Source organism: Streptomyces sp. LBL (assembly GCF_029893585.1).
Lineage (GTDB): Bacteria > Actinomycetota > Actinomycetes > Streptomycetales > Streptomycetaceae > Streptomyces.
Map to the genome: position 1 here is coordinate 202,947 of NZ_JARXYX010000004.1, position 21,182 is coordinate 224,128.

At 71.5% G+C, this 21,182-nt stretch carries 18 protein-coding genes and 3 pseudogenes; 12 read left to right on the forward strand and 9 right to left on the reverse strand.

Features of this window, described 5'->3' with window-relative positions; genetic code table 11:
* Window positions 1–3 precede the first annotated feature (3 nt).
* The 8 genes and pseudogenes from M2271_RS06390 to M2271_RS06425 form a co-directional block, all read left to right on the forward strand.
* Entirely contained in the window at window positions 4–1,218 is a 1,215-nt protein-coding gene (locus M2271_RS06390; RefSeq protein WP_280886109.1) for a glycosyltransferase, read from the forward strand.
* Window positions 1,215–2,639 carry an exopolysaccharide biosynthesis polyprenyl glycosylphosphotransferase gene (locus M2271_RS06395; protein WP_280886110.1) on the forward strand — a complete coding sequence of 475 codons (1,425 nt, stop codon included), beginning with the start codon at window positions 1,215–1,217 and terminating at the stop codon, window positions 2,637–2,639. Before M2271_RS06390 ends, M2271_RS06395 begins: the two co-directional genes overlap by 4 nt.
* 5 nt (window positions 2,640–2,644) lie before the next feature.
* A complete protein-coding gene (locus M2271_RS06400) occupies window positions 2,645–4,042 on the forward strand; it encodes an O-antigen ligase family protein (protein ID WP_280886111.1) in 1,398 nt (465 codons plus the stop codon).
* A gap of 65 nt (window positions 4,043–4,107) precedes the next feature.
* Window positions 4,108–5,820: a lipid II flippase MurJ gene (locus M2271_RS06405; RefSeq protein WP_280886239.1), complete on the forward strand. Its 1,713-nt coding sequence runs from the start codon at window positions 4,108–4,110 to the stop codon at window positions 5,818–5,820.
* On the forward strand, window positions 5,804–6,565 hold the full coding sequence (locus tag M2271_RS06410; RefSeq protein ID WP_280886112.1) for a polysaccharide deacetylase family protein: 762 nt from the start codon (window positions 5,804–5,806) through the stop codon (window positions 6,563–6,565). The genes M2271_RS06405 and M2271_RS06410 overlap by 17 nt, the downstream gene beginning before the upstream one ends.
* Window position 6,566: 1 nt before the next feature.
* The gene (locus M2271_RS06415; protein ID WP_280886113.1) at window positions 6,567–7,718 is read left to right on the forward strand and encodes a glycosyltransferase; all 1,152 of its coding nucleotides are present in this window, start codon (window positions 6,567–6,569) and stop codon (window positions 7,716–7,718) included.
* Window positions 7,715–8,356, forward strand: a complete 642-nt coding sequence (locus tag M2271_RS06420; protein ID WP_280886114.1) for a lipopolysaccharide biosynthesis protein — start codon at window positions 7,715–7,717, stop codon at window positions 8,354–8,356. Before M2271_RS06415 ends, M2271_RS06420 begins: the two co-directional genes overlap by 4 nt.
* Before the next feature lie 53 nt (window positions 8,357–8,409).
* Window positions 8,410–9,483: pseudogene (locus M2271_RS06425) on the forward strand (GNAT family N-acetyltransferase); the annotation flags it as partial.
* 59 nt (window positions 9,484–9,542) lie between these two features.
* On the opposite strand, the gene M2271_RS06430 reads toward M2271_RS06425, so the two are convergent.
* Complete coding sequence (locus M2271_RS06430) at window positions 9,543–11,012, reverse strand: glycosyl hydrolase (RefSeq protein WP_280886115.1); 1,470 nt, start codon at window positions 11,010–11,012, stop codon at window positions 9,543–9,545.
* 168 nt (window positions 11,013–11,180) lie between these two features.
* On the opposite strand from M2271_RS06430, the gene M2271_RS06435 reads away from it, so the two are divergent.
* Window positions 11,181–12,452, forward strand: a complete 1,272-nt coding sequence (locus M2271_RS06435) for an ATP-grasp domain-containing protein (RefSeq protein WP_280886116.1) — start codon at window positions 11,181–11,183, stop codon at window positions 12,450–12,452.
* Window positions 12,452–13,717 (forward strand): NAD(P)-binding domain-containing protein, encoded by a 1,266-nt coding sequence (locus M2271_RS06440; protein WP_280886117.1) that lies wholly within the window; start codon window positions 12,452–12,454, stop codon window positions 13,715–13,717. The genes M2271_RS06435 and M2271_RS06440 overlap by 1 nt, the downstream gene beginning before the upstream one ends.
* Before the next feature lie 55 nt (window positions 13,718–13,772).
* On the opposite strand, the gene M2271_RS06445 is transcribed toward M2271_RS06440, so the two are convergent.
* The 7 genes and pseudogenes from M2271_RS06445 to M2271_RS06475 form a co-directional block, all read right to left on the reverse strand.
* Entirely contained in the window at window positions 13,773–14,711 is a 939-nt protein-coding gene (locus M2271_RS06445; RefSeq protein WP_280886118.1) for an LPXTG cell wall anchor domain-containing protein, read from the reverse strand.
* A gap of 59 nt (window positions 14,712–14,770) precedes the next feature.
* Window positions 14,771–15,031: a hypothetical protein gene (locus M2271_RS06450; RefSeq protein WP_280886119.1), complete on the reverse strand. Its 261-nt coding sequence runs from the start codon at window positions 15,029–15,031 to the stop codon at window positions 14,771–14,773.
* Between the two features lie 292 nt (window positions 15,032–15,323).
* Window positions 15,324–15,575: a hypothetical protein gene (locus M2271_RS06455; RefSeq protein ID WP_280886120.1), complete on the reverse strand. Its 252-nt coding sequence runs from the start codon at window positions 15,573–15,575 to the stop codon at window positions 15,324–15,326.
* A gap of 132 nt (window positions 15,576–15,707) precedes the next feature.
* Window positions 15,708–15,944, reverse strand: a complete 237-nt coding sequence (locus tag M2271_RS06460) for a hypothetical protein (protein ID WP_280886121.1) — start codon at window positions 15,942–15,944, stop codon at window positions 15,708–15,710.
* 331 nt (window positions 15,945–16,275) lie between these two features.
* Window positions 16,276–16,512, reverse strand: coding sequence for a hypothetical protein (locus tag M2271_RS06465; protein ID WP_280886122.1), 237 nt, complete (start codon window positions 16,510–16,512; stop codon window positions 16,276–16,278).
* A gap of 331 nt (window positions 16,513–16,843) precedes the next feature.
* Window positions 16,844–17,104, reverse strand: coding sequence for a hypothetical protein (locus M2271_RS06470; RefSeq protein WP_280886123.1), 261 nt, complete (start codon window positions 17,102–17,104; stop codon window positions 16,844–16,846).
* 238 nt (window positions 17,105–17,342) lie between these two features.
* Window positions 17,343–17,638, reverse strand: a pseudogene (locus M2271_RS06475) (VWA domain-containing protein); the annotation flags it as partial.
* A gap of 30 nt (window positions 17,639–17,668) precedes the next feature.
* On the opposite strand from M2271_RS06475, the pseudogene M2271_RS06480 reads away from it, so the two are divergent.
* A pseudogene (locus tag M2271_RS06480) lies at window positions 17,669–17,952 on the forward strand (transposase); the annotation flags it as partial.
* Between the two features lie 65 nt (window positions 17,953–18,017).
* Here the strand turns inward: M2271_RS06480 and M2271_RS06485 are convergent.
* On the reverse strand, window positions 18,018–19,691 hold the full coding sequence (locus M2271_RS06485) for an MDR family MFS transporter (protein WP_280886124.1): 1,674 nt from the start codon (window positions 19,689–19,691) through the stop codon (window positions 18,018–18,020).
* Between the two features lie 315 nt (window positions 19,692–20,006).
* Here M2271_RS06485 and M2271_RS06490 point away from each other — a divergent pair, with 315 nt between their 5' ends.
* Window positions 20,007–21,155 (forward strand): glycosyltransferase, encoded by a 1,149-nt coding sequence (locus tag M2271_RS06490; protein WP_280886125.1) that lies wholly within the window; start codon window positions 20,007–20,009, stop codon window positions 21,153–21,155.
* Window positions 21,156–21,182: the final 27 nt, after the last annotated feature.

Below are 21,182 nucleotides of genomic sequence, written 5' to 3' on the forward strand. Positions count from 1 at the left end.
CGCATGCATCTGTCAGCAACCGGCCCCCGGCCGCGGGTCCTTCACGTCACGCAGCCCGTGGACGGCGGAGTCGCCCGGGTCGTGACGGACCTGGTGAGGGCTCAGCTCGCGGCCGGTCTCGCCGTCACGGTCGCCTGCCCCGGCGGCGCGCTCGCCACCGGACTGCGGACGCTGGGCGCGGACGTACGGCACTGGCACGCGACGCGGTCGCCGGGTGCGTCGCTCGTCCGGGAGGTACGTGACCTCACGGGCCTGGTCGACGAGGTGCGGCCCGATCTGGTGCACGCGCACAGCGCGAAGGCGGGACTTGCCGGGCGGCTCGCGGTGCGGGGGCGTCTGCCCACCGTGTTCCAGCCGCACGCCTGGTCGTTCCAGGCGGTCGACGGGCTCACCGCGACGCTCGCTCTGCGGTGGGAGCGGTGGGGAGCGCGCTGGGCCTCGCGCGTCGTGTGCGTCAGCGAGGCGGAGCGGGCGGCCGGGGTGCGCGCCGGGATCGACGGGCGGTGGCGCGTCATCCCCAACGGCGTCGATCCGCAACGCTGCAGACCCGCCCCGGCCGGTACCGCGCCCGGCAGGCCCGCCCCTGCCGGTACCTCGCGCGGCGGGCCGCCAGCGCTGCGTGCGGTCGATCCCGCGGCGCCGCTCGTCGTCTGTGTGGGTCGCCTGTGCCGGCAGAAGGGGCAGGACGTCCTGCTGGAGGCGTGGCACACCGTCGTGCGCCACGTGCCCGGCGCGCGTCTCGCCCTCGTCGGTGACGGGCCGGACCGTGAGCTGCTGCGCGGGCGGGCGCCCGCCTCGGTGATGTTCGCGGGAGACGTCGCCGACGCCGTCCCCTGGTTGCAGGCCGCGGATCTCGTGGTTCTGCCGTCCCGCTGGGAGGGTCTGGCGCTGGCCCCGCTGGAGGCGATGGCCTGCGGGCGGCCGGTGGTGGTCACGGATGTCGACGGCGCCCGCGAGAGTCTGCCGCCCGCGCTCGCCCGGCACTGCCTGGTTCCGCCCGAGAGTCCGGCGCTGCTGGCCGGGGCGGTCGCCGGACTGCTCCTCGATCCGCCGCTGCGCGAGTCGCTCGGCCACCAGGGCCGCCGGTTCGTGCTGTCCAGGCACGACGTGCGGCAGGCCACCGAAGCGGTGGCGGACCTCTACCGCGACCTGATCGGTCCATGGGCACCGGCCCCCTTCACGCCCACCGAGCAGCAGAGGGAGTCCATCCACTCGTGACCGCGGAAAGCACCGTCCCCTTCCCCGGCGCCCAGCACCAGGACCGCGGATTCTCGTCCGTCTCGGTCATGCCGCCCCGCGGCGCCGCCCCCGGTTTCCGGTACCCCGTCCGCGGGCGGCCCGCGCGGCTCGCCTCGCCGGTGCCGCTGCTCCTCGCGGACGGCGTGGCCGCCTTGCCGGCCGGCCTGACGCTGCTCGGAACGCCGCTTCCCGCGCTGTCCGTGAGCCTGCTCGTGGCCGCGTCGCTGCTGCCGCGCCCGGACGGCGTGCGACCGCCGGCGGGGATCCTGGACGAACTGCCCGCCGTCTGCGGCCGGATCGCGGTGACCTGGCTGGCGCTCGCGGCCCTCATGGCGGCCTACCGGCCGGACCACGCGCTGTCTGTCCACATCCTGCTGGCGGGCTTCGCCGTGCAGGCGGCGGTGGGCTGCGCGCTGCGCGGGGCCGTGCACGCGAGGCGTCGCACGGCGCTGCTGCGGCACCCGCACACCGCGCTCGTCATCGGCCCGGCGGCGACGGCGCAGCGCGTGGCCGCGGCCGTCCTGCGGCACCCGGAGTGCGGGGTGCGCCCGGTGGGCGTCGTCGCCGACCGCCCGGACGGCACCGGAAGTCTGCCGGTGCTGACGACCGGTGAGGAGGTCCAGCGGGCGACCATCCAGAACGGGGTGTCCGCGGTGCTGGCCGTCCACCCCTCCGTACGGACCGAGCAGGGACCGCTGCTGCGGGCGCTCGCCGAATCGGGCTACGTGATCTGGGAGGTCGACACGGACACGCCCTCGTACGGGTCGAGAGGACGGCTGGCCGGGTTCCCCTGCCGGCGCCTGCGGATGGCGGCGCCGCGCCACGTCGGCGTGGGCAAGCGCGCGCTCGACATCCTCGTGTCCGGGACGCTGTTGCTGCTGATCAGTCCGGTGTTGATGGCCTGCGCGGTGGTGCTGCGGATCTGCGACGGGCCCGGCGTGGTGTTCCGGCAGGAGCGCATCGGCAAGGGCGGAAAGCCGTTCACGCTGCTGAAGTTCCGCACCCACCGTCCGGCCGACGCACACGAGGCGGCGACCCGGTGGAGCGTGGCGAACGAGCACGAGATGCGCGGGTTCTGCCGCATGCTGCGGCGGACCTCGCTCGACGAACTGCTCCAACTCTGGAACGTGCTCCGGGGCGACATGAGCCTGGTCGGGCCGCGCCCCGAACGCCCGTACTTCGTGGCGCAGTTCAGTCGCGCCCACCCCGGTTACGCGGCCCGTCACCGCATGCGGACCGGCATCACCGGCCTCGCCCAGGTCCACGGGCTGCGCGGTGACACCTCGATCGAGGACCGCTGCCGGTTCGACAACGCCTACATCGACGACTGGTCGTTGTGGCAGGACGTCTGCATCCTGCTGCGTACGGCCGCCGCGCTCGTGCGGCCGACGGGGAGCTGACCGCCATGCGTCGTTCCCTGCCCCCGCTGCCCCTCCGTATCGCCGCACGGCCCCTCCGTATCTCGGCGCTGCCCCTCCGTATCGCCGCGCTGCCACCGGTACTGACCGTGGTCGCCGTGCCGGCCCTGCTGGCCCTGCCGACCTCCGCGGCCGGCGGAGACGGCCCGGGTCCCGCCGACGCGGTGTCCGGGCTGGTCGTGCTGTACTGCGTGGTCCGTCTCGTACGGGACCGGCGGCGCCCCCTGTCGCGTACCGCCGCGGTGGTGCTGGGCCTGCCGGTCGTCGGGGTCACGCTCGCCGCCCTGGGGGCTCTGTCGCCCGCGGACGGGATCACCGGCCTGGGCCGCTACCTGCAGATCTTCGTCCTGGTACCGGCGGCCGTCCTGTTGCTGGTCCGGGGCCGACGCGACTTCCTGCTGCTGGCCTGGTCGTTGGTGGGGCTGGCCCTGTGTCAGGGCGCCGTCGGAGTGCACCAGTACGTCACCGGGACCGGTGCCTCCTACCAGGGCGAGAACATCCGCGCCGTCGGCACCTTCGGGCCGCAGGACGTGATGGGCATGGCGACGGTGGTCGCCGTCGGCCTGGTGTGCGCGGTCGGTCTCGCGCTCGGGCAGACATCCCCACGGCAGCGGATCGGCGCCGTCGCCTGCGCACTGGCGCTGCTGCCCCCGCTCGCGCTGTCCTTCAGCCGGGGTGCCTGGATCGCGGCGGCGGTGGCCTGCGCGCTGCAGCTGGTGCTGGCCGGGCTCCGGCGCGCGCTCAGGATCGGGGCGGCCGTGGCCGCGGCGTGTGTGGTCCTGGTGGGTGGCCTGGGGGTCGGCAGTGAGCTGCTGCAGGAGCGGATCGACAGCATCACGCAGGTCACCGACGCCCCCGACCGGTCCGTCGCCGACCGTTACGCGCTGTGGTCTGCGGCCACCGCCATGTGGCGCGACCGCCCGCTCACCGGCGTCGGGCTGAAGGGCTTCCCCGAGTACCGGGACGGGTACGCCTCGCCGGAGCTGTCGTCGGGGAGCGACACCGAGGGCGCGGGCTCCGCGTACCTGCGGCAGCCGCTGTTGTCGCCGCACAGCATGTATCTGCTGGTGCTCAGCGAACAGGGCCTGATCGGGCTGCTCGGTCTCGCCGGAAGCTGGCTGGCACTGCTGGTGGGCGGGCTGCGCCGACTGCGCCGGGCCTGTACCTCGACGCCGTACGGAACGGAATGCGGGCTCGTCGCCTGCGGACTGATGGTCCGGCAGCTGATCGACTTCGTGTACGGCGACATCGGCGGCCCCTCCACGGTGCTGACCTCCGTGTGCTTCGGCCTGGTGGCGTGGTGGGCACTGGCCGGGACCGAAGAGGCCGAGGCCAGGACGCCGGCCGCGACGCCCGGGAGGGTGAAGGAGGCCGTCGGGCGATGACGGTGACGCCTCCGCGCACCCCGCAGGCCGCCGGGACTCCGAGCAAGGGGCCGGCCGTGCTCGCGATGCCGGCCGTCCGGCGGACCGATGACGGCGGCGACCTCGCCGCGGACACCGGAGGGTTCCTCGCCAGGGCCACCCTCATCACCGCGTCGCTGTCGGTGGGCGGGGCGCTGCTCGGTCTGGTGCGGGACCAGGCGCTGGCCCGGCTGTTCGGGGCGGGCAGCGAGACGGACGCCTTCCTGATCGCGTGGACCGTGCCGGAGTTCGCGGCCACCCTGCTCATCGAGGACGGGCTGGCCTTCGCGCTGATCCCGGCGTTCAGCATGGCGCTGGCCCGGCGCGCTCAGGGCGCTCCCGGTGACCCGGTCCGCTCTCTGGTCTCCGCCACCCTGCCCCGTCTGTGCCTCGCCTTCGTCGCAGTGTCCGCGTTGATCATCGCCACCGCCCCCTACCTGGTCACGTCCCTGGCGCCCGGCCTGCCCGACCCACGCACCGCCGTCGACTGCACCCGGCTGACGGCGACCTGCGTGCTGAGCTTCGGACTCGCGGGGTACTGCAGCGCGGTCCTGCGGGCGCACCGCCGCTTCCTGGCGCCCGCGACGATCTACGTCGCCTACAACACCGGCATCATCGCCTCCATGCTCCTGCTCGGCCAGCGCTGGGGCGTGCGTTCCGCGGCGGCCGGGGTCGCGGTGGGCGGCTGCCTGATGGCGGCGGTACAACTTCCGTCCCTGTGGCGACAGTTGAAGAGCCGCGCGCCGGCCACCGAGGGTGCTGGGGCCGCGGCACGACCGATGTCCCTCGTCCTGGTCACCACGGTTCTCCTGTTCGCGCTGTGCCGCCAGTCCCAGGTCCTGATCGAACGCTTCCTCGCCTCCGCACTCCCCGCCGGGGCCATCTCGCACCTCAACTACGCGCAGAAGGTGGCCCAGATCCCCATGACGCTGTCGCTGATGCTGTGCACCGTCACCTTCCCGGTGGTGGCGCGGGCCCTCGCCGACGGTGACCTCGCACGGGCCCGCGCCCGCGTGGAGCGGGACCTGGAGCTGGCGTCCTGCCTGGTGCTCCTCGGCATGGGCGTGGTGATCGCCTGCGCCCCTCAGATCGTCGAACTCCTCTTCCAGCGGGGCGCGTTCACCGCGCGGGACACGGCGGCGACGGCGGACGTCCTGCGGGTGTACGCCCTCGGGCTGCCCGGCCAGACCCTGGTGGGCGTCCTGATCCGCTCGTACTTCTCGACCGGACGCCCCATCTGGTACCCGTTCTTCGCGATGGCCGCGGGCCTCGTCGCCACGTCCTGGATCGGAGCGGCGACCGTGGGCTCCTGGGGCGTGTCGGGGATCGCCGCCGCCAACGCCGCGGGCATCACCGTCACGGCCGCACTGCTGCTCGCCGGACTCGCGGGGAGGCCGACCGCCGGGAAGGCGACCTGGGGGAAGCCGACCGCGCGGAAGCCGACCGCTCGGGAGCCACACGCGGGGAAGCCGACCACGGATGCCGCGCCGCACGCCGGCGTCCGCGGAGTCCCGATCCGGGTCCCGCAGGTTCTCGCCGAGCTGAGCAGGCCCCTGCGGGCGGCGGCGGTCGCGACGGCCGCGGGAATGTTCGCCGCCGCCGGGCCGGACTCCCCCGTGGCGGGCCTCGCGGCCGGCTGCCTGACCGTGACCGCTGTCTTTGTCCTGCTCGGCCGAGCCCTGGGCGCCCAGGGCTGCACGGCCGCGCTCCAGTCCGCAGGTTCCGTCACACGAAGGCTGACACATGGCCGTTCGGCTTGATTCCGGCACCGGCAGTCGCCCCCCGGTGCGCCCCGCGGCGGTCCCGTGGGTGGCGATGTACCACTCCGTGGGTGACTGCTCGGACGACCCGTACCGCATCACCGTCACACCCGAGCGGCTGGAGCAGCAGCTGGCCTGGCTGCGCCGGCGCGGACTGCGCGGCGTGGCCCTGCGCGAACTGCTCGACGCCCGCGCCCGGGGAAGAGCGCGCGGCCTGGTCGCTCTCACCTTCGACGACGGCTACGCCGACTTCCTCACCCACACCCTTCCGGTACTGCACCGCTGGAACTGCGGTGCCACCCTGTTCGTCCTGCCCGGGCGGCTCGGCGACGTCAACTCGTGGGACCCGCTGGGCCCGCGCAAGGAGTTGCTGACCGCGGACGGTGTCCGGCACGCGGCCGCCGAGGGCGTGGAGATCGGTTCGCACGGGCTCACGCACCTCAATCTCACCCGGGTCGACGACGGCGTCCTGAAAGCCGAGGTCGCCCACAGCAGGGCGCTGCTGGAGGAGCTGACCGGCGCTCCGGTCGACGGTTTCTGCTACCCGTACGGCAAGGTCGACCGGCGTGTCGCCGCCGCCGTACGCGAAGCCGGTTACGCCTACGCCTGTGCCATCGATCCCGGCCCGCTGACCGGCCGGCACGCCCTGCCCCGCGTGCACGTCGGCCAGAACGACACGGCGTGGCGGCTCCATCTCAAGCACCGGCTGCACCGGTTGCGCCGGCGTCCGGTGAAGGGCGTGTGACATGAGAGCGCTGCACATCATCACCGGCCTCGGCACCGGCGGCGCCGAACAGCAGCTCCGGCTGCTGCTGCGTCATCTTCCCGTGGAGTGCGAGGTCCTGGCCCTCACCAACCCGGGCGCTGTCGCGGCCGGGCTGGTCGCCGACGGCGTCCGCGTGCGTCACCTCGGTATGCGCGGCAATCGCGACCTGTCCGCCTTTCCGCGCCTGGTCCGCCTGATCCGCGACGGCGGCTACGACCTGGTGCACACCCATCTGTACCGGGCCTGTGTCTACGGCCGGCCGGCCGCCCGGCTCGCGGGTGTCAAAGCCGTCGTGGCCACCGAACACTCCCTCGGCGACTCCCAGATGGAGGGCCGGAAGCTGACCGCCGGCGTCCGCGCGCTCTACCTGGCGGGGGAACGGCTCGGTTCCGCCACGGTGGCCGTCTCCCCCACGGTCGCCGACCGCCTCGGCCGCTGGGGCGTGCCCGCACCGCGCATCGAGGTGGTCCCCAACGGCATCGACCTGGCCCGGTTCCGCTTCGACCCGGCCCGGCGTCGGCGCACCCGCCGGCACCTCGGGCTGCCGGAGGAGGCGTACGTCGTCGGCGGGATCGGCCGGCTCACCGCGGGCAAACAGTTCGACGTCCTCGTCCGGGCGATCGCCCGGCTTCCCGGCGACCACTGGCTGTTGCTGGTCGGCGGCGGCCCGCAGGAGAGCGTCCTGCGCCGCACGGCCCACGAGGCCGGCGTGGCCGACCGCGTCGTGTTCACCGGCGAACGCCCCTACCTGCCCGACGGTTCGGGCGGCCTCGACCTGCCCTCCCTCACCTCCGCCATGGACCTGCTCGCCTCGCCGTCCCCGGAGGAGTCCTTCGGGCTGGCGGTGGTGGAGGCCCTGGCGTCCGGCCTGCCCGTGCTCTACGCCTCCTGCCCGGCGATCGAGGACCTGCCCCCGCAGGCCGCCCCCGGCGCCCGGCACGTGCGCGGCGGACCCGCGGCGTACGCACGTGCCGTCGCCGAGGTCCGCGCGGCCGGCCCCGGACCTCGCACCGCCCCGGACGCCGCCCGCCGTTACAGCATCGCCCGCAGTGCCGCCCGGCTCATGGACGTGTACGCGGCGGCGGTGTCCCGTTCGTCGTCCCCCTCACCTCAGGGAGTCACCTCGTCATGACCGACCACTCCACACGGCTGCGGAGGCTGAGCCTCCGAACCCGCCGGACCGTCCTGTCCTGGTCGCTGCTCGCGGCCTGCACGCTCGTGGGCGGCGCGCTCGGCGGCGCCTACGGTGTGTACCGGGGCCCCGTGTACACGGCCACCAGCTACGTCGTCGTCGTACCGACGAACCCGTCCGACGCGGGCTCCGCGCTCGGCTTCGCGCAGGCGTACGGCCGGGCCGCCACCCAACTCGCGGTGCTCCTGGACGCACAGGCACAGGCGGGTGTACCGGTCAGCACGATGCAGAGCAACGTACGGACGTCGACCTCGCCGGACGCGCCGGTCGTCGCCGTTTCCGCCACCTCCCCGCGCCCCGCCCTGGCCTCCGGCATGGCCAACGGGGTCACGCGCGCGCTGACCCGGCACGCCAACGACACCGAGGAGAACACCCACGTCCGGCTGGTCGAGTTCTCGCAGGCGGTGCGGCCGACCGTGCCGACGTCCGCGTCGCCGGTGGTGACGGGTGCCGTCGGCGCGAGCGCGGGCGGCCTGCTCGGCGGCCTGCTGCTGCTCGTCAGGCCCCGCAGGCCCGAAAAGCACGCCCTGCCCCCGGCCTCCGTCCCAGGACCGGCCGTCGCCGCCGAACTGCACTGACAGCCCTGCGCCAGCACGCACCGCTGGCACCCGAAGCGTGAACGGAGCGCCCGGTGAAGTCCGCCTTCTCCACCGAACTTGTCACCGAAGAAACCGACTTCGCCGAACTGGCCGCGGACTGGGAACGGCTCTACCGGCGGTGCAGTGCGGCGACCCCGTTCCAGAGCCACGCCTGGCTGCACTCATGGTGGCTGTCGTACGGCCGGCGTGGGCGGCTGCGGCTGTTCCTGGTACGGCAGGACGGCGACCTGGTCGCCGCCGCGCCCCTGATGCTCGAACACCACCCATTCCCGGTGCTGGTCCCGCTCGGCGGGACCATCTCCGACCACACGGACGTGCTGATCGACGACGAACGCGCCGACGGTGCCGCCGCCGCGCTCGCCGAAGGCCTCTCGGCTGCCGCCCGCACCGCGCTGATCGACTTCCGCGAGGTGCGTCCGGGCGGCGCGATCGAGCGGGTGTACGACTGTTGGGGCGGCCCCCGGCTGCGGATGCAGGACTCCCTGTGCCTGGAACTGCCGGCAGTGCCCATGGACGAGCTGGTCTCCCGGCTCCCGTCGCGCACGGCCCAGCGGGTGCGGGCCAAGCTGCGCAAGCTGCGGGCACTCGGCGTGGAGCGGCACGTCGTATCGCCGGACGACGTGGACGCGGCGCTGCGGAGGCTGCTGGAGCTGCACCGGCTTCAGTGGGACGGGCGCAAGGTGACGTCGGAACATCTGCGGAGCCGGTTCTGCGAGCACCTGGTGCGGTCGGTGGGGCCGATGGTGCGTTCCGGCAACGCGGTGGTCACCGAGTTCCGGATCGACGACGACGTGCTGGCCGTGGATCTGACCCTGCTGTCGCGGCGCCTTGCGGGCGCCTATCTGTACGGCGCTCATCCGCGCCTGCGCGAACACAAGGCGGACGTCGCCGTGATGCTCCTCGACGCGTGCACCCGGCACCTGCACGCCGACGGGCCGAGCACCCTGAGTCTGCTGCGCGGCAGCGAGTCCTACAAGCACCACTGGCGCCCCGAAGCGGTCCCCAACAGGCGGTTGTTGCTGGCCCAGCGGCGCACCGCACCCTTGATGACGGCGGTCGCCTGGGACGTGGTCGTGCGCCGACGCGGCAAGGAGTTGCTGCATCGCCTGGGAAACCTGGCCGGTGGCGGCGGACCCAACCCGCAGGCCGCCGCCACCGAAGCCCCTCACCGGGAGTGCAACCACCAGTCGGGACGCAGACACAGCAGTCCGCCGGGCCAGCGCTTGATCAAGTCGCCGAGAACCAGCGGCGAGCACACCGGCGGAGGCGGCTCTGCGACGGACGCGGTGGGAGTGGCCGAAGCGGTGGGCCGGCCCAGCCGGAAGAGGGCCGACCGGTAGACCAGGGACGAGAGGGTGTGCGACCCGCACCGCCAGACGCCGTGCGGGCAGTAGTCCGTGATCGTGTTGTACACCGGCTTGTGCTGGTCGATCCACGCGAGCATGCGCCGCACGTACCCGGGGTCGTCACCGTTTCGGAAGAGACCCCATTCGGGATAGGAAATGGGCTTGCCGTGCAACGTCGCGAAATCCACCTGCGCCTGGAGTCCGTAGGGCTCCGTCACCTGCTCGTCGAAGGAGATCCCGCGCGGTTGGTCGTACGAGTCCATTCCGATGATGTCGACCGTGCTGTCCCCCGGATAACACTGGGTCCAGGCAACGGCGTCCAGACCGCGGCTCGGTGCGAAGTCGAACCGGAACCGCTGGCCCGGCACCGACCGCATCGTGGTGACGATCCTGTTCCAGTACGCCTTCCAGGCCTCCGGATCCGGCCCGCAGCGGTGGGTGTACGTCGAGCCGTTCATCTCCCAGCCGAGCACCACCACCGTGTCCGGCACCTGCGCGGCGACCAGCCGCTCGGCGAGAACACGGAAGTGGTCGTCGAACTGTCCCGCCGCGCCCTGCCGCAGCAGCAGCCGGACGTCGTCGTCGGACAGATCCTCCTCGTTGCGTTCCTGCATGGGCACGTTGAGGACGAGCATCCGGTTGTCCTGCTCCGTGCGCCAGCGCGCCCACGGGGCGAGGAAACGGGGATCGCCCTCGATGTCGCTCCAGCTGTCGCCCGGCAGATACGTGTGCCCGACGCGCACGTCGGCACCGCCCAGCCAGCGGCTGAAGCCCGCGATGCGGGCCACGCCCAGGGGTCCGGAACCGAGGAAGGCACCGAACGCGGGGGTCTCCGCCAGGGGCACCGGCGTGGTCGTCCCGGTGGCGGGCGCGGGCGTGAGGGGCGTCGACGGCTCGGGAACGGAGAGGGCCGGGGTGGTCACGGGTGGTGGCGTCACTGTCGGTGCGGGCGGTGTGATCACCGCCGTTGGTGTGGTCACCGCCGGCGCTGGGGCTGTGGTCACCGCGGGCGCGGGTGGTGGGGTCACCACGGGCGCGGGTGGTGTGGTCACCACGGGCGCGGGTGGTGTGGTCACCGCGGGCGCGGGTGGCGGTGGAGTCACCGCGGGCGCGGGTGGCGGTGGGGTCACCGCGGGCGCCGGCGTGACCCGGTTCGGAGCGGGGGTGCCGGTCAGGCGCACCGTCCCCGCTGCGAAGCCGGGATGGGACGCCAGCGCGGCCGAGGCGACGATCGTCGCCGCGACGACCATCAGGCGGCCGGTCCGGACCCGGCTCTGCTGTGGGGCCATTCCTGCTCATCTCCTCTGCTGTACCGCTTCTTCTTCCTTGTGCATCGGCATTTTTGACGCACAATCACCTGAAGTCAGTCATATGAAATGAAAGACCGCCACCGGCCCTATGGCTTTCGAGTGCCTTGCTCGCCCGGACGGGTGAGCCGATATGAAGGAACGAAGTCCGTGTCGCTGCTCGACACCCGCGTCCCTGCCGTTGTGCTGCGGATCGACCGGAACCCCTTTCACCACGGAACCCTGGGGGCCGTGCGCTCACTCGGCAGAGCCGGAGTGGAGGTGCACGTCGTCGCCGATTCCGCGGGAAGTCCCGTGTCCCGCTCACGTTTTGTGCACCGGATGCATTCCCCGCCGCCGCTCGGGGCGTCCCCCCGCGAGATCGCCGATGTGCTGCGGCGCGTGGCGGCCCGGATCGCTCGCCCCGCGGTCCTGGTTCCGATGGACGACGCCGGCGCGATCGCCGTGGGCCGCGACCGCGAGGCGCTCGCGCCCTTCTTCCTGCTGCCGGACGTCTCCGGTGAACTGCCCGAACGCGTCGCCGACAAGGCCGAACTGGCCGCCGTGTGCGCGTCCTTGGTCATTCCGCATCCGGTGACCCTGGTCCCGGACGGCCCGGCGCAGGCCGTCGCAGCCGTCCGGCGGCTGGGTCTGCCGGTGGTGGCGAAGTGGAGTCGGCCCTGGTTGCTGCCATCCGGCAGCGGACTGCGCAGCACGACGGTGGTGACGTGCGGTCAGCAGGCGCTCCAGCTCTACCTGCGCACCGAGGAGGCCGGCAGCCGGCTGCTGCTGCAGCAGTGGCTGCCCCCGGGCCCGGGCCGCGACTGGTTCGTCCACGGGTACGCCGACCGCTCCGGCGTCGTCCGCGCGGGCGGAGCGGGTCTCAAGCGGCAGGCCTGGCCGCGCGGTGCCGGGCTGACGGCGGTCGGCTGCTGGACGCCCAACCCGCAGCTGCGGGAGCTGGCCGAGCGGCTCACCCGTGAACTGGGCTACCGGGGCGTGTTCGACCTGGACTTCCGGCACTGCGCCACGACGGGCCGCTACCACCTGCTGGACTTCAACCCGCGTCCCGGCGCCCAGTTCCGGCTCTTCTCCGACGCCGCCGGTCTGGACGTCGTACGTGCCCTGCACCTCGATCTGACACGCCGTCCGCTGCCGGCGGGAGCGCCGCGGGAGGGGCGGGTGTTCGTGGTGGAGAACTACGCGCCCCTCGCCGCGCTACGACCGGTGCCCGCCGGGCGCGAACTGGCCTGGCAGGCCGCGGACGACCCCGCTCCCGGCCGGGCGATGTGGGCCCTGTGGTCCCGCCATGTGTTCCGCAGACTGCGTCGGCGGCCGCCCGCGGTCGCGGTGGCGCCCCCTTCGGTGCCCCCTTCACTGCCCCCGGCTCGCCGGAACGCCGGACCGACTCCGACCGACAACGAGAAAGCGAGCAGCCGCTGATGTACGACCTGCTGGTGGTGGGCGCCGGCCCGTACGGCCTGTCCATCGCCTCCCATGCCGCAGCCGCGGGACTGAACGTGCGTGTCCTCGGCCGGCCCATGGCCTCCTGGCGGGACCACATGCCCGCCGGCATGTTCCTGAAGTCCGAACCCTGGGCTTCCAACCTCACGGACCCGCAGGGCCGTTGGCGACTCGACGCGTACTGCGCGACTCAGGGAATGACGGCTCGTCACGCCGAGCCGATTCCGGTGGCGACGTTCGCCGCATACGGGCTGTGGTTCGCGCGCAACGCCGTCCCGCCGGTGGACGAGCGCATGGTGAGCCGGGTGGCGGCCCACCCGGCCGGTTTCGAGGTGGTCACCGAGGACGGAGAGGTACTGCACTCCAGGACGGTGGCGCTGGCGGTGGGTGTCATGCCCTTCGTGGAGATGCCGAGTGCGCTGCGTGGCCTGCAACCCGCACTCGCCTCGCACAGCAGCCATCACAGTGACCTCGACCGCTTCCGCGGCAGGGACGTCACGGTGATCGGCGGCGGCCAGGCGGCTCTGGAGACGGCGGCCCTGCTCGCCGAACAGGGCACCCGCGTACGGGTACTGGCCCGGGCCGACCGGCTGTGCTGGAACGACGTACCGCCCCTCTGGGAGCGTCCCTGGTGGGAGTCCGCCCGTCTGCCGCACAGTGGTCTGGGCTGCGGGTGGCGCAACTGGTTCTACGCCGAGCGCCCGGACCTCTTCCGGCGCCTGCCCGAGTCGGTCCGTGCCCGCGTCGCGTCCACGGCACTGGGTCCGGCGGGCGCCTGGTGGGTACGGGGCCGGGTCGAGCGGACAGTGGAGGTGCTGCTGGGCCGGGAAGTCGCCGCGGCTCGTGCGGTGCCCGGCGGCGTACGGCTGGAGATGGCGGGCCGGACCGGGGAGCCGCTCTCCTTGGAGACCGAGCACGTGATCGCGGCCACGGGGTTCCGAGCGACCCTGGACCGACTGGGCCTGCTCTCCGCCGAACTGCGGGGCGACCTGGCGGTGGCGGCCGACGGCTCCGCCGCGCTCGGGCGGAACTTCGAGTCCTCACACCCGGGGCTGTTCCTCGCCGGTCTGCTGACCGCCTCCGCGTTCGGCCCTGCCATGCGTTTCGTGCACGGAGCGACCTTCACGGCCACGACCCTCGTCCGAGGGGTGCGTCACCGGCTGGGCGGTACCCCGCTCGCCGTGACACCGCCGCCGCGGGTGGGCTGGAGACCCGCGGAGACACCGTCGCAGGCACGCTGCTGACGGAGGGTTCGCTGCGAGTGCCGGACGCGGTCGGTCCGGCACCCGCAGGGGAGCACTACCGGCGGGAGGCGCTCCGGCTTCGCCGGTACAGGATGACGCCGCTGGTCATCAGGAGGGCGGCCATGCCCGAGGCAGCCATCGTCTGGGTTCCGGTGCCGGTGTCGGGGAGGGAGGGCAGCTGCCCCGGGGGTGCCGCGGGCGGTTGCGTCCACGGCATGGTGGACGGGGTGTGGGAGGCCGGTGACACCGAGGTGGGCGGCGTCTTCACCGGCGGAGTGGTCCGCGGCGTCACCCGCGGAGTGGTCGGCGGTGTCTTCACCGGCGGGGTGGTGGGGGGATCCGTGGGCGGCGTCTCGTCGTCGCCGTAGCCGCCGGCGTCGCCGCCGCTGTTGTCGCCACCTCCGGTGTTGCCGCCACCGCCGCCGGTGTCGCCACCGCTGTCGCCGCTGTCGCCGCCACCGCCGCCGGTGTCGCCGCCACCGCCACCGCCGCTGTCGCCGCCACCGCCGCTGTCGCCGCCGCCGCTGTCGCCGCTGTCGTCCCCGCCGTAGCCACTGTCGTCGCCACTCCCGACGACCGACCCGGGGCCGCCCGCACCACCGTGCACGACGCCCGGCCGGGAGCCGCCCGTATCACCCTGTCCCGTGCCTCGCCCGGTACCGCTGGCGTCGCCCTGTCCCACGCCCTGCCCGGAACCGCGCGCGCCGGCACCCCCGGTCCCCACGCCGGAAGCGCCGGCATCGGCCTTGCCGCCGGCGCCCTGCTGACCACGGACGTAGTTGTTGTTACCCATGCTGGCACTGTCACCGTGGCCGGAACCGTGGGCGGCATCGGCCAGCGGAACGTCGGGGGCGCTGTGCCCGGCCGAGGCACCGAGGGAGTCCCCCGGAATCCCACCGGCCTGCGAGTCCGCGAACGCCGGGATGCCCCACAGCGACAGGATGCTCGTCGCGGCACCGGCCACGATCATTCCCTTGCTCAGGTTCTGTCGCACTCTGGTCGTCTTTCTGATCGAAGGAGCGTGAAGAGGAGAGAGGGCAGCTGTGCGAGTCGTCAGTTCTTCCTCCGGCGCCTGCTGTTGCGCCGGGAAGCAGCCTCACGCCTGCCGTAGTTTCGCTGCCATCTGATTTTCTGGCTGGTCCAGTGGTGAGATCCGGTGAAGTGCCAGTAGCGGCACTCCGGGCAGAGATAGATGCGGTCCGGGATTCTCTCCAGCAGCGGCTGCTTGACCAGCCAGATCCTCGCCTCGGATTCAGTGCGGAACGACGCTTTTCCTGATTCCGGACAGTGCGGCATGATGATCGTATCGCTCATGTCCCCTCCGAGGCGCGATTCAACTCACACCCTCTTCAGCAGAAGGATGAAGTCGATGGTGCCTCAGCGGGAAAAACCGCACCAGGCGGATACCACTCATTCGGCCGAGCAGCCGCCGGATTTTCATCCGCTTGGACCCATAGGACGATTTGCGTTCATTGCTACCGACGGTCGTATCTTTTATGTGAAAAGAGTCAGCGACCATCCAAAGGATGGCCGCTGACTGTATTGAGGCACCTCTGCGCGCAGGCCGGTGATCTCTCCCTGAACCAGCCGCCGGACGGTCAGCCGGTCATTGCGGCGGCGCGACCACGGTGCAGAAGTTGCCGATGTTCTGGGTCAGGTCGCCGCCGACGGTGATCGGCGCGTTGATGGTCACCAGCGAGGACTGGAACGCCTGGTCACAGTCCACGAGCTGGGTGTTGCCGACCGGGGCGGGGGGCGGCGTGTTGCCGCAGTCCGCCGCCTGGGCGGTGCCGGCGGCCGCCAGGCCGACGCCACCGAGAACACTGGTCACCATCATGACCTTCTTGAACCTGCGCACGTAATACCTCCGTGTGTTGACTTTCGACCCCTCGTGCCGGGTCGACCAGCACGACAAGGGGATGTCGAGCTCTTGCCGCCTCGACATCCCCTTGTTCGCGTAGGAGTACCGACTGGCGCCGGCGTCCCGGGATCAGCCGTCGATGTGCCCGATCACCGTGCAGAAGTTGCCGATGTTCGTCTCCGAGTCACCGGTAGTCGCAACGGCGACGGGGGCGAAGAGGGCGCCGCCGTCAAAGCTCTGCTCGCAGTCGACGAGCTGCAGGTTGTCGATGTTCGGGTCGCCATTGGCGCTGGCAACACCGCTGCCGATGAGGCCAATGCCGCCGACCATGACCGCCACGGCCGCAGCCTTCTTGAGCTTGTGCATCGTGTCTCCGATTTCTCTACGCACACGACCATCCTTACGGTACGCGCACGACTCGTCACAGACAATAACAGGCAACTCCCGGAATCCCGCATCTCAAACACACCCAATTGAGGTATGCCATCGCGATTACTAACGTCATATAAATGTGAATTCACTGGATTGGCGGCCCCTCGACCGGTCGCCATGAACACCACCAGCCCGGATGCCACGAACGCAAAAAAGCACCCCCGGCAGACACGCGAACAAGGACCTCAATATCCTCGTCCGCACCCGCCGGAGGCGCTTCCTTGGCCACCCCGGAGACTCGACGTCCCCGACGGGCGCCCTAAAGTCAGTCCTCGATGGAGCCGATCACCGTGCAGAAGTTGCCGATGTTCGTCTCCTGGTCACCGCCGGTGGCGCCAGTGACAGGGGCGAAGGCGAGGCCGCCATCGAAGCTCTGCTCGCAGTCGACGAGCTGCAGGTTGTCGATGGACGGGTCGCCATTGGCGCTGGCAACACCGCTGCCGATGAGGCCAATGCCGCCGACCATGACCGCCACGGCCGCAGCCTTCTTGAGCTTGTGCATCGTGTCTCCGATTTCTCTACGCACACGACCATCCTTACGGTACGCGCACGACTCGTCACAGACAATAACAGGCAACTCCCGGAATCCCGCATCTCAAACACACCCAATTGAGGTATGCCATCGCGATTACTAACGTCATATAAATGTGAATTCACTGGATTGGCGGCCCCTCGACCGGTCGCCATGAACACCACCAGCCCGGATGCCACGAACGCAAAAAAGCGCCCCCGGCAGGCATACGAACAAGGACCTCAATGTCCTCGTCCGCACCCGCCGGAGGCGCTTTCTGGCCACCCCCGGAGACTCGACGTCCCCGACGGGCGCCCTAAAGTCAGTCCTCGATGGAGCCGATCACCGTGCAGAAGTTGCCGATGTTCGTCTCCTGGTCACCGGTGGTGACGCCGGTGATGGGAGCGAAGGCGGTGCCGGCGTCGAACGACTGGTCGCAGTCCACGACCTGCAGGTTGTTGACGGCGAAGTCGCCGTACGGGTCGTCGTAGTGGCCGCCGCCGGCGCTGGCAACGCCGCCGCCGACAAGACCGATGCCGCCGACCATGACCGCTACGGCGGCGGCCTTCTTGAGCTTGTTCATGGTGTCTCCGTTTTCTTCACATACACACGGCCGTCCTTACGGACCGTGCCTGACTCGTCACAGACGATAACACACACCTCACTTACCGCCTCATTGCTCGCAGACCCAACAGAGTGCAACTAATCGAGCTATTAACTCTTTTCGGACAATCGGTCGGGACGTAAGGCCTCGATCTCAACGGTTCCGGCGGCAGGGAGGCGGGCTGCCAGCCCTCGTCCCTCGTCGTGCCGTGCCTGCTCATGGCCTCGGCGAGCTGACGTACGTCCTTGTCCCCGGTCCGCGTCGCGAGGCCGGCGGCGCGGTCCTGGAGTTCGCCGAGGCCTGGTCTCCGGGGAGGGAGGACCAACGGCCGTCTCCCTGTCGGAGGGCGTCGGCGAAGTACGCGGCGACGGCCGCGACCTGGAAGCGGGGGCCCGCCTCCTCCTCGGAACCGGCGAGGGAGCCGGTCTCCAGGCTGCCGGACTCCTCGTGCGGTGCGCGGGTGCCGGGGTCGGGCCGGCGGACGGTCGCCGTGGCGAGGTGGCCGTCGGCTCCGGATGGGTGTCGACACGGCCACGATCATGCTTGCGGGGGCTGCTGACCGATGGCAGGCGTACGTCGGTCGAGCCGATGGCCGCGCGGCTCGGTGCGGACGGGACCCGGCAGGCGCTGTCCATTTCATCACCACCAGTCCGTGGAACCCGGCCCGCATCCGGGCGAAATCGGCCTGGCGGATGGAGGAAGCGACCGGGCCGGAGGCCCTGGTCTTCTACGACACCTGGTTCCTCAAGGACGGGACGGCCTCGGCCTGTTTGTCGCGGCGGTACACCGGCACCGCCGGCAAGGGCACCAACTGCCAGGTCTGCGTGCGCAGGCGGCGCGGCTCCAGCCGGCCGTGGTTGACCGCGTCATCCTGTCCGGGTTCTACGACCCCTCAGCCTTTGGCCGCGGACTGCTTCCCCGCCCCCTTGGCGTCGCCGGGGGCCGCGGCGGGCTCCCGGCGCTTCTCCTTCGGAATGGCCGCCAGGACCAGGGCGATCACCAGCATGACGCCACTGACCACGAACACCGTCTGCATCGCCTCGGCCATGCCGTGGAGGAACGGCTTGGCCAGCCTCGCGTCGGCGTGGTCGAGGAAGGAGCTGTTGTCCAGCGGTACGTCGCCGTCCCTGGCGCCGAGCAGCACCTTGTTGGCGGCCTGCCCGGTCACGGACGGATCGTGGACCGCAGCCTCGTAGGCGGGGTCGGAGGGCGCGTCACGGTAGGCGGCGGTCACCCTCTCGCTGACCGCGCCGAAGAACATCGACAGGAAGACGGCGATGCCCGCGGTACCGCCGATCTGTCGGAAGAAGGTGAACGAGCCCATGCCCGCACCCATGTACTGCGGTTCGACCCCCGTCTGGATCGCGATCAGCATGACCTGCCAGCACAGGCCGACGCCGAAGCCCATCACCCCGGCGGCGATGGCCGTCTGCCACAGCGCGGTCTCCGCGGTGAGTGTGGAGAACCAGAAGGTCGCGACGACCATCAGCACGAGGCCGGAGAGCAGAACCACCTTGTAACGGCCCGTTTTGGTGACGTACGGGCCGGCGATACGCCCCGCGATGACGATGCCGAGCGTCTGGGGCAGCATCATCAGGCCTGCCCACGTGGGCGACAGGCCCTTGACCATCTGGAGGTACAGCGGCAGGACGGACAGCGCGCCGAACACGGCCGCCCCGACGAGGATGTTCACGCCGTTGTAGACGGAGAAGACCGGGCTGCGGAACATCGGCGTGGGCAGCAGGGCCGCTCCGCCCGCCCTCTTCTGCGCCAGCAGGAAAAGCACAAGACCGACGGCTCCCAGACCGAACAGAGCGAGCGTCCCTCCGGCGGTCCAGCCCCACTTGGGGCCCTGTTCGACCGCGAAGAGCAGCGGCAGCAGACAGGTGACCAGCGCCAGCAGCCCTGCGACGTCGAACTTGTGCGGCGTGCGGTTGGGCTGGATGCGCACCAGTACGGCGATGAGCAGCGCGGCCGCCAAGCCGATCGGCACGTTGATGTAGAAGGCCCAGCGCCAGCCCGTCACACCCAGGAAGCTGTCGAGCCCGGCGAAGAACCCGCCCGCGACGGGGCCGACGACCGCAGCGATACCGAAGACGGCGCCGAACCAGGCCTGGTAGCGGCTGCGTTCGGCGGGCGGCACCAGGTCGGTGAGGATCGCGAAGGCGAGACTCATCAGGCCGCCCGCGCCGACGCCCTGGATGCCGCGGAAGACCGCGAGCAGGGTCATGGACGGGGCGAGGGCGCACAGCACGGAACCCAGGACGAAGACGCCGACGGCGGTGCAGTAGACCGGGCGGCGGCCGTATATGTCGGAGAGTTTGCCGTACAGCGCCGTCGTGATCACCGAGGTGATCATGTACGAGGTGTTCGCCCAGGCCTGCTCCGAGAGGCCGTTGAGATCGTCGGCGATGGTGCGCAGCGCGGCGGAGATGATCGTCTGGTCGAGAGCGGACATGAACAGGCCGAGCAGCAGCCCCAGCATGATCAGCCGCATCCTGCGTCTGTCCACCGTGCCGGCACCGGAATCAGGTGTGGGTGCACCTGGCTTCGCTGTGTCTGTCATCGGGCTTTCTTCCTTCGGATCGCGGAGCTGGGGGCGGATCGCGGAGCTGGGGCGGGACCGATGCGCTTACAGGTTCGGACCGTGTACGGGTAGGGATCGCGCACAGGCGCGGACCGCGCACGCGCGGGCCGGGGCCGCGCGGAGAGTCGGGCCGCTGCGTCCGGACCAGAATGAAACCTCTAGTGCGCTGGAGGTCAAGAGATGTCCCGCGCAGGCCTGCCCCGGCGGCCGGCTCGGACCGGCGGCTCCCGTACCGCGGTTGCTTCCAGCACCACTCCAGGGAGGCTCGACACCCGCTCCCTAGCGTCTGCGGGCATGAGATTCCTTTTTGTTTCCGGAGGAAGCGCGGGGGCGGTCTTCCCCATCACCCCGCTGGCGCTGGCGGCGCGCAACGCCGGTCACGAAGTGATCGTCGGGGCGACGGAGAACGTCATGCCACTGGTCGCGGCGACGGGGCTGCCCGGGGCGGCGATCACCTCCCGCACCATGTACGACTTCATGCAGCGCGACCGGCACGGCAATCCGATGGAGATCCCCAAGGACCCGCACGAGCGGAACCTCTTCAACGGCCGGGGCATGGCCCGCCTCGCCCTCGGCAGCATGGAAGGCCTGGCCCTCCTGATCGAACGCTGGCAACCCGACGTCCTGGTCGCCGGAGCCCTCTCGTACGCCGCGCCGCTGATGGCCCACCGATTCAGCCTCCCCTGGGTGCGTCACGCGCTCAACATGGGTGAGCCCTCCATCATCGACCTGTCCGCGGCCGCCGAGCTGGCCCCGGAGCTGGAGCAGCTGGGACTGGCTTCCATCCCCGACCCGGACATGTACGTCGAGATCTGCCCGCCGGGCGCACGGCGGCCCGACGCGGGTCCCGTCCAGTTCATGCAGTACGTGCCCTTCAACACCCAGCGGGCATTGGAACCCTGGATGTACACCAAGGGCGACCGGCCGCGCGTGCTGGTCTCGGCCGGTAGCCGGGTCAGCGCCGACTACGAGGCCGACGCACTCTCCGCCCTGGTCGAGAAGGTCGCCGGGCTCGACGTCGAGCTGCTCATCGCGGCGCCGCAGGAGATGGCGGACGCGCTGGGCGACCTGCCGGACAACGTACGCGCGGGCTGGCTGCCGCTCGACGTCGTACTGCGCACCTGCGACCTGCTGGTGCACAGGGCAGGCGGCAACACGATGCTGCACGCCATCGTCTGCGGCGTCCCGCAACTGGTGATCCCGGCCATGCCCAAGCAGGTCGGAATGTCGGCCAGGCTGGCGGAGTACGGCGCCGCGATCATGCTGACCGCCGGACAGGACGACTCACCCGAGAACGTCGCCAAGGCATGCCGGGAGCTGCTCGAGGACCCGGCGTACAAGGCGAGGACCACGGAGCTGAGCAGGGAGATCGCGGGCCTGCCGACGCCGCACGACGTCACGATGGCCATCGCCGAGATGGTCCGCGCACGTATCGGCGGGTGAATCCGACACGCCGAACGCGCGACGGGT

What these genes read in the sequence shown, in the direction of transcription:
- M2271_RS06390 (WP_280886109.1), top strand. Translation starts at nt 4, where the DNA reads ATGCATCTGTCAGCAACCGGCCCCCGGCCGCGGGTCCTTCACGTCACG.
- M2271_RS06400 (WP_280886111.1), top strand. Translation starts at nt 2,645, where the DNA reads ATGCGTCGTTCCCTGCCCCCGCTGCCCCTCCGTATCGCCGCACGGCCC.
- M2271_RS06405 (WP_280886239.1), top strand. Translation starts at nt 4,108, where the DNA reads ATGCCGGCCGTCCGGCGGACCGATGACGGCGGCGACCTCGCCGCGGAC.
- M2271_RS06410 (WP_280886112.1), top strand. Translation starts at nt 5,804, where the DNA reads ATGGCCGTTCGGCTTGATTCCGGCACCGGCAGTCGCCCCCCGGTGCGC.
- M2271_RS06415 (WP_280886113.1), top strand. Translation starts at nt 6,567, where the DNA reads ATGAGAGCGCTGCACATCATCACCGGCCTCGGCACCGGCGGCGCCGAA.
- M2271_RS06420 (WP_280886114.1), top strand. Translation starts at nt 7,715, where the DNA reads ATGACCGACCACTCCACACGGCTGCGGAGGCTGAGCCTCCGAACCCGC.
- M2271_RS06430 (WP_280886115.1), bottom strand. Translation starts at nt 11,012, where the DNA reads ATGGCCCCACAGCAGAGCCGGGTCCGGACCGGCCGCCTGATGGTCGTC.
- M2271_RS06440 (WP_280886117.1), top strand. Translation starts at nt 12,452, where the DNA reads ATGTACGACCTGCTGGTGGTGGGCGCCGGCCCGTACGGCCTGTCCATC.
- M2271_RS06450 (WP_280886119.1), bottom strand. Translation starts at nt 15,031, where the DNA reads ATGAGCGATACGATCATCATGCCGCACTGTCCGGAATCAGGAAAAGCG.
- M2271_RS06460 (WP_280886121.1), bottom strand. Translation starts at nt 15,944, where the DNA reads ATGCACAAGCTCAAGAAGGCTGCGGCCGTGGCGGTCATGGTCGGCGGC.
- M2271_RS06465 (WP_280886122.1), bottom strand. Translation starts at nt 16,512, where the DNA reads ATGCACAAGCTCAAGAAGGCTGCGGCCGTGGCGGTCATGGTCGGCGGC.
- M2271_RS06470 (WP_280886123.1), bottom strand. Translation starts at nt 17,104, where the DNA reads ATGAACAAGCTCAAGAAGGCCGCCGCCGTAGCGGTCATGGTCGGCGGC.
- M2271_RS06485 (WP_280886124.1), bottom strand. Translation starts at nt 19,691, where the DNA reads ATGACAGACACAGCGAAGCCAGGTGCACCCACACCTGATTCCGGTGCC.
- M2271_RS06490 (WP_280886125.1), top strand. Translation starts at nt 20,007, where the DNA reads ATGAGATTCCTTTTTGTTTCCGGAGGAAGCGCGGGGGCGGTCTTCCCC.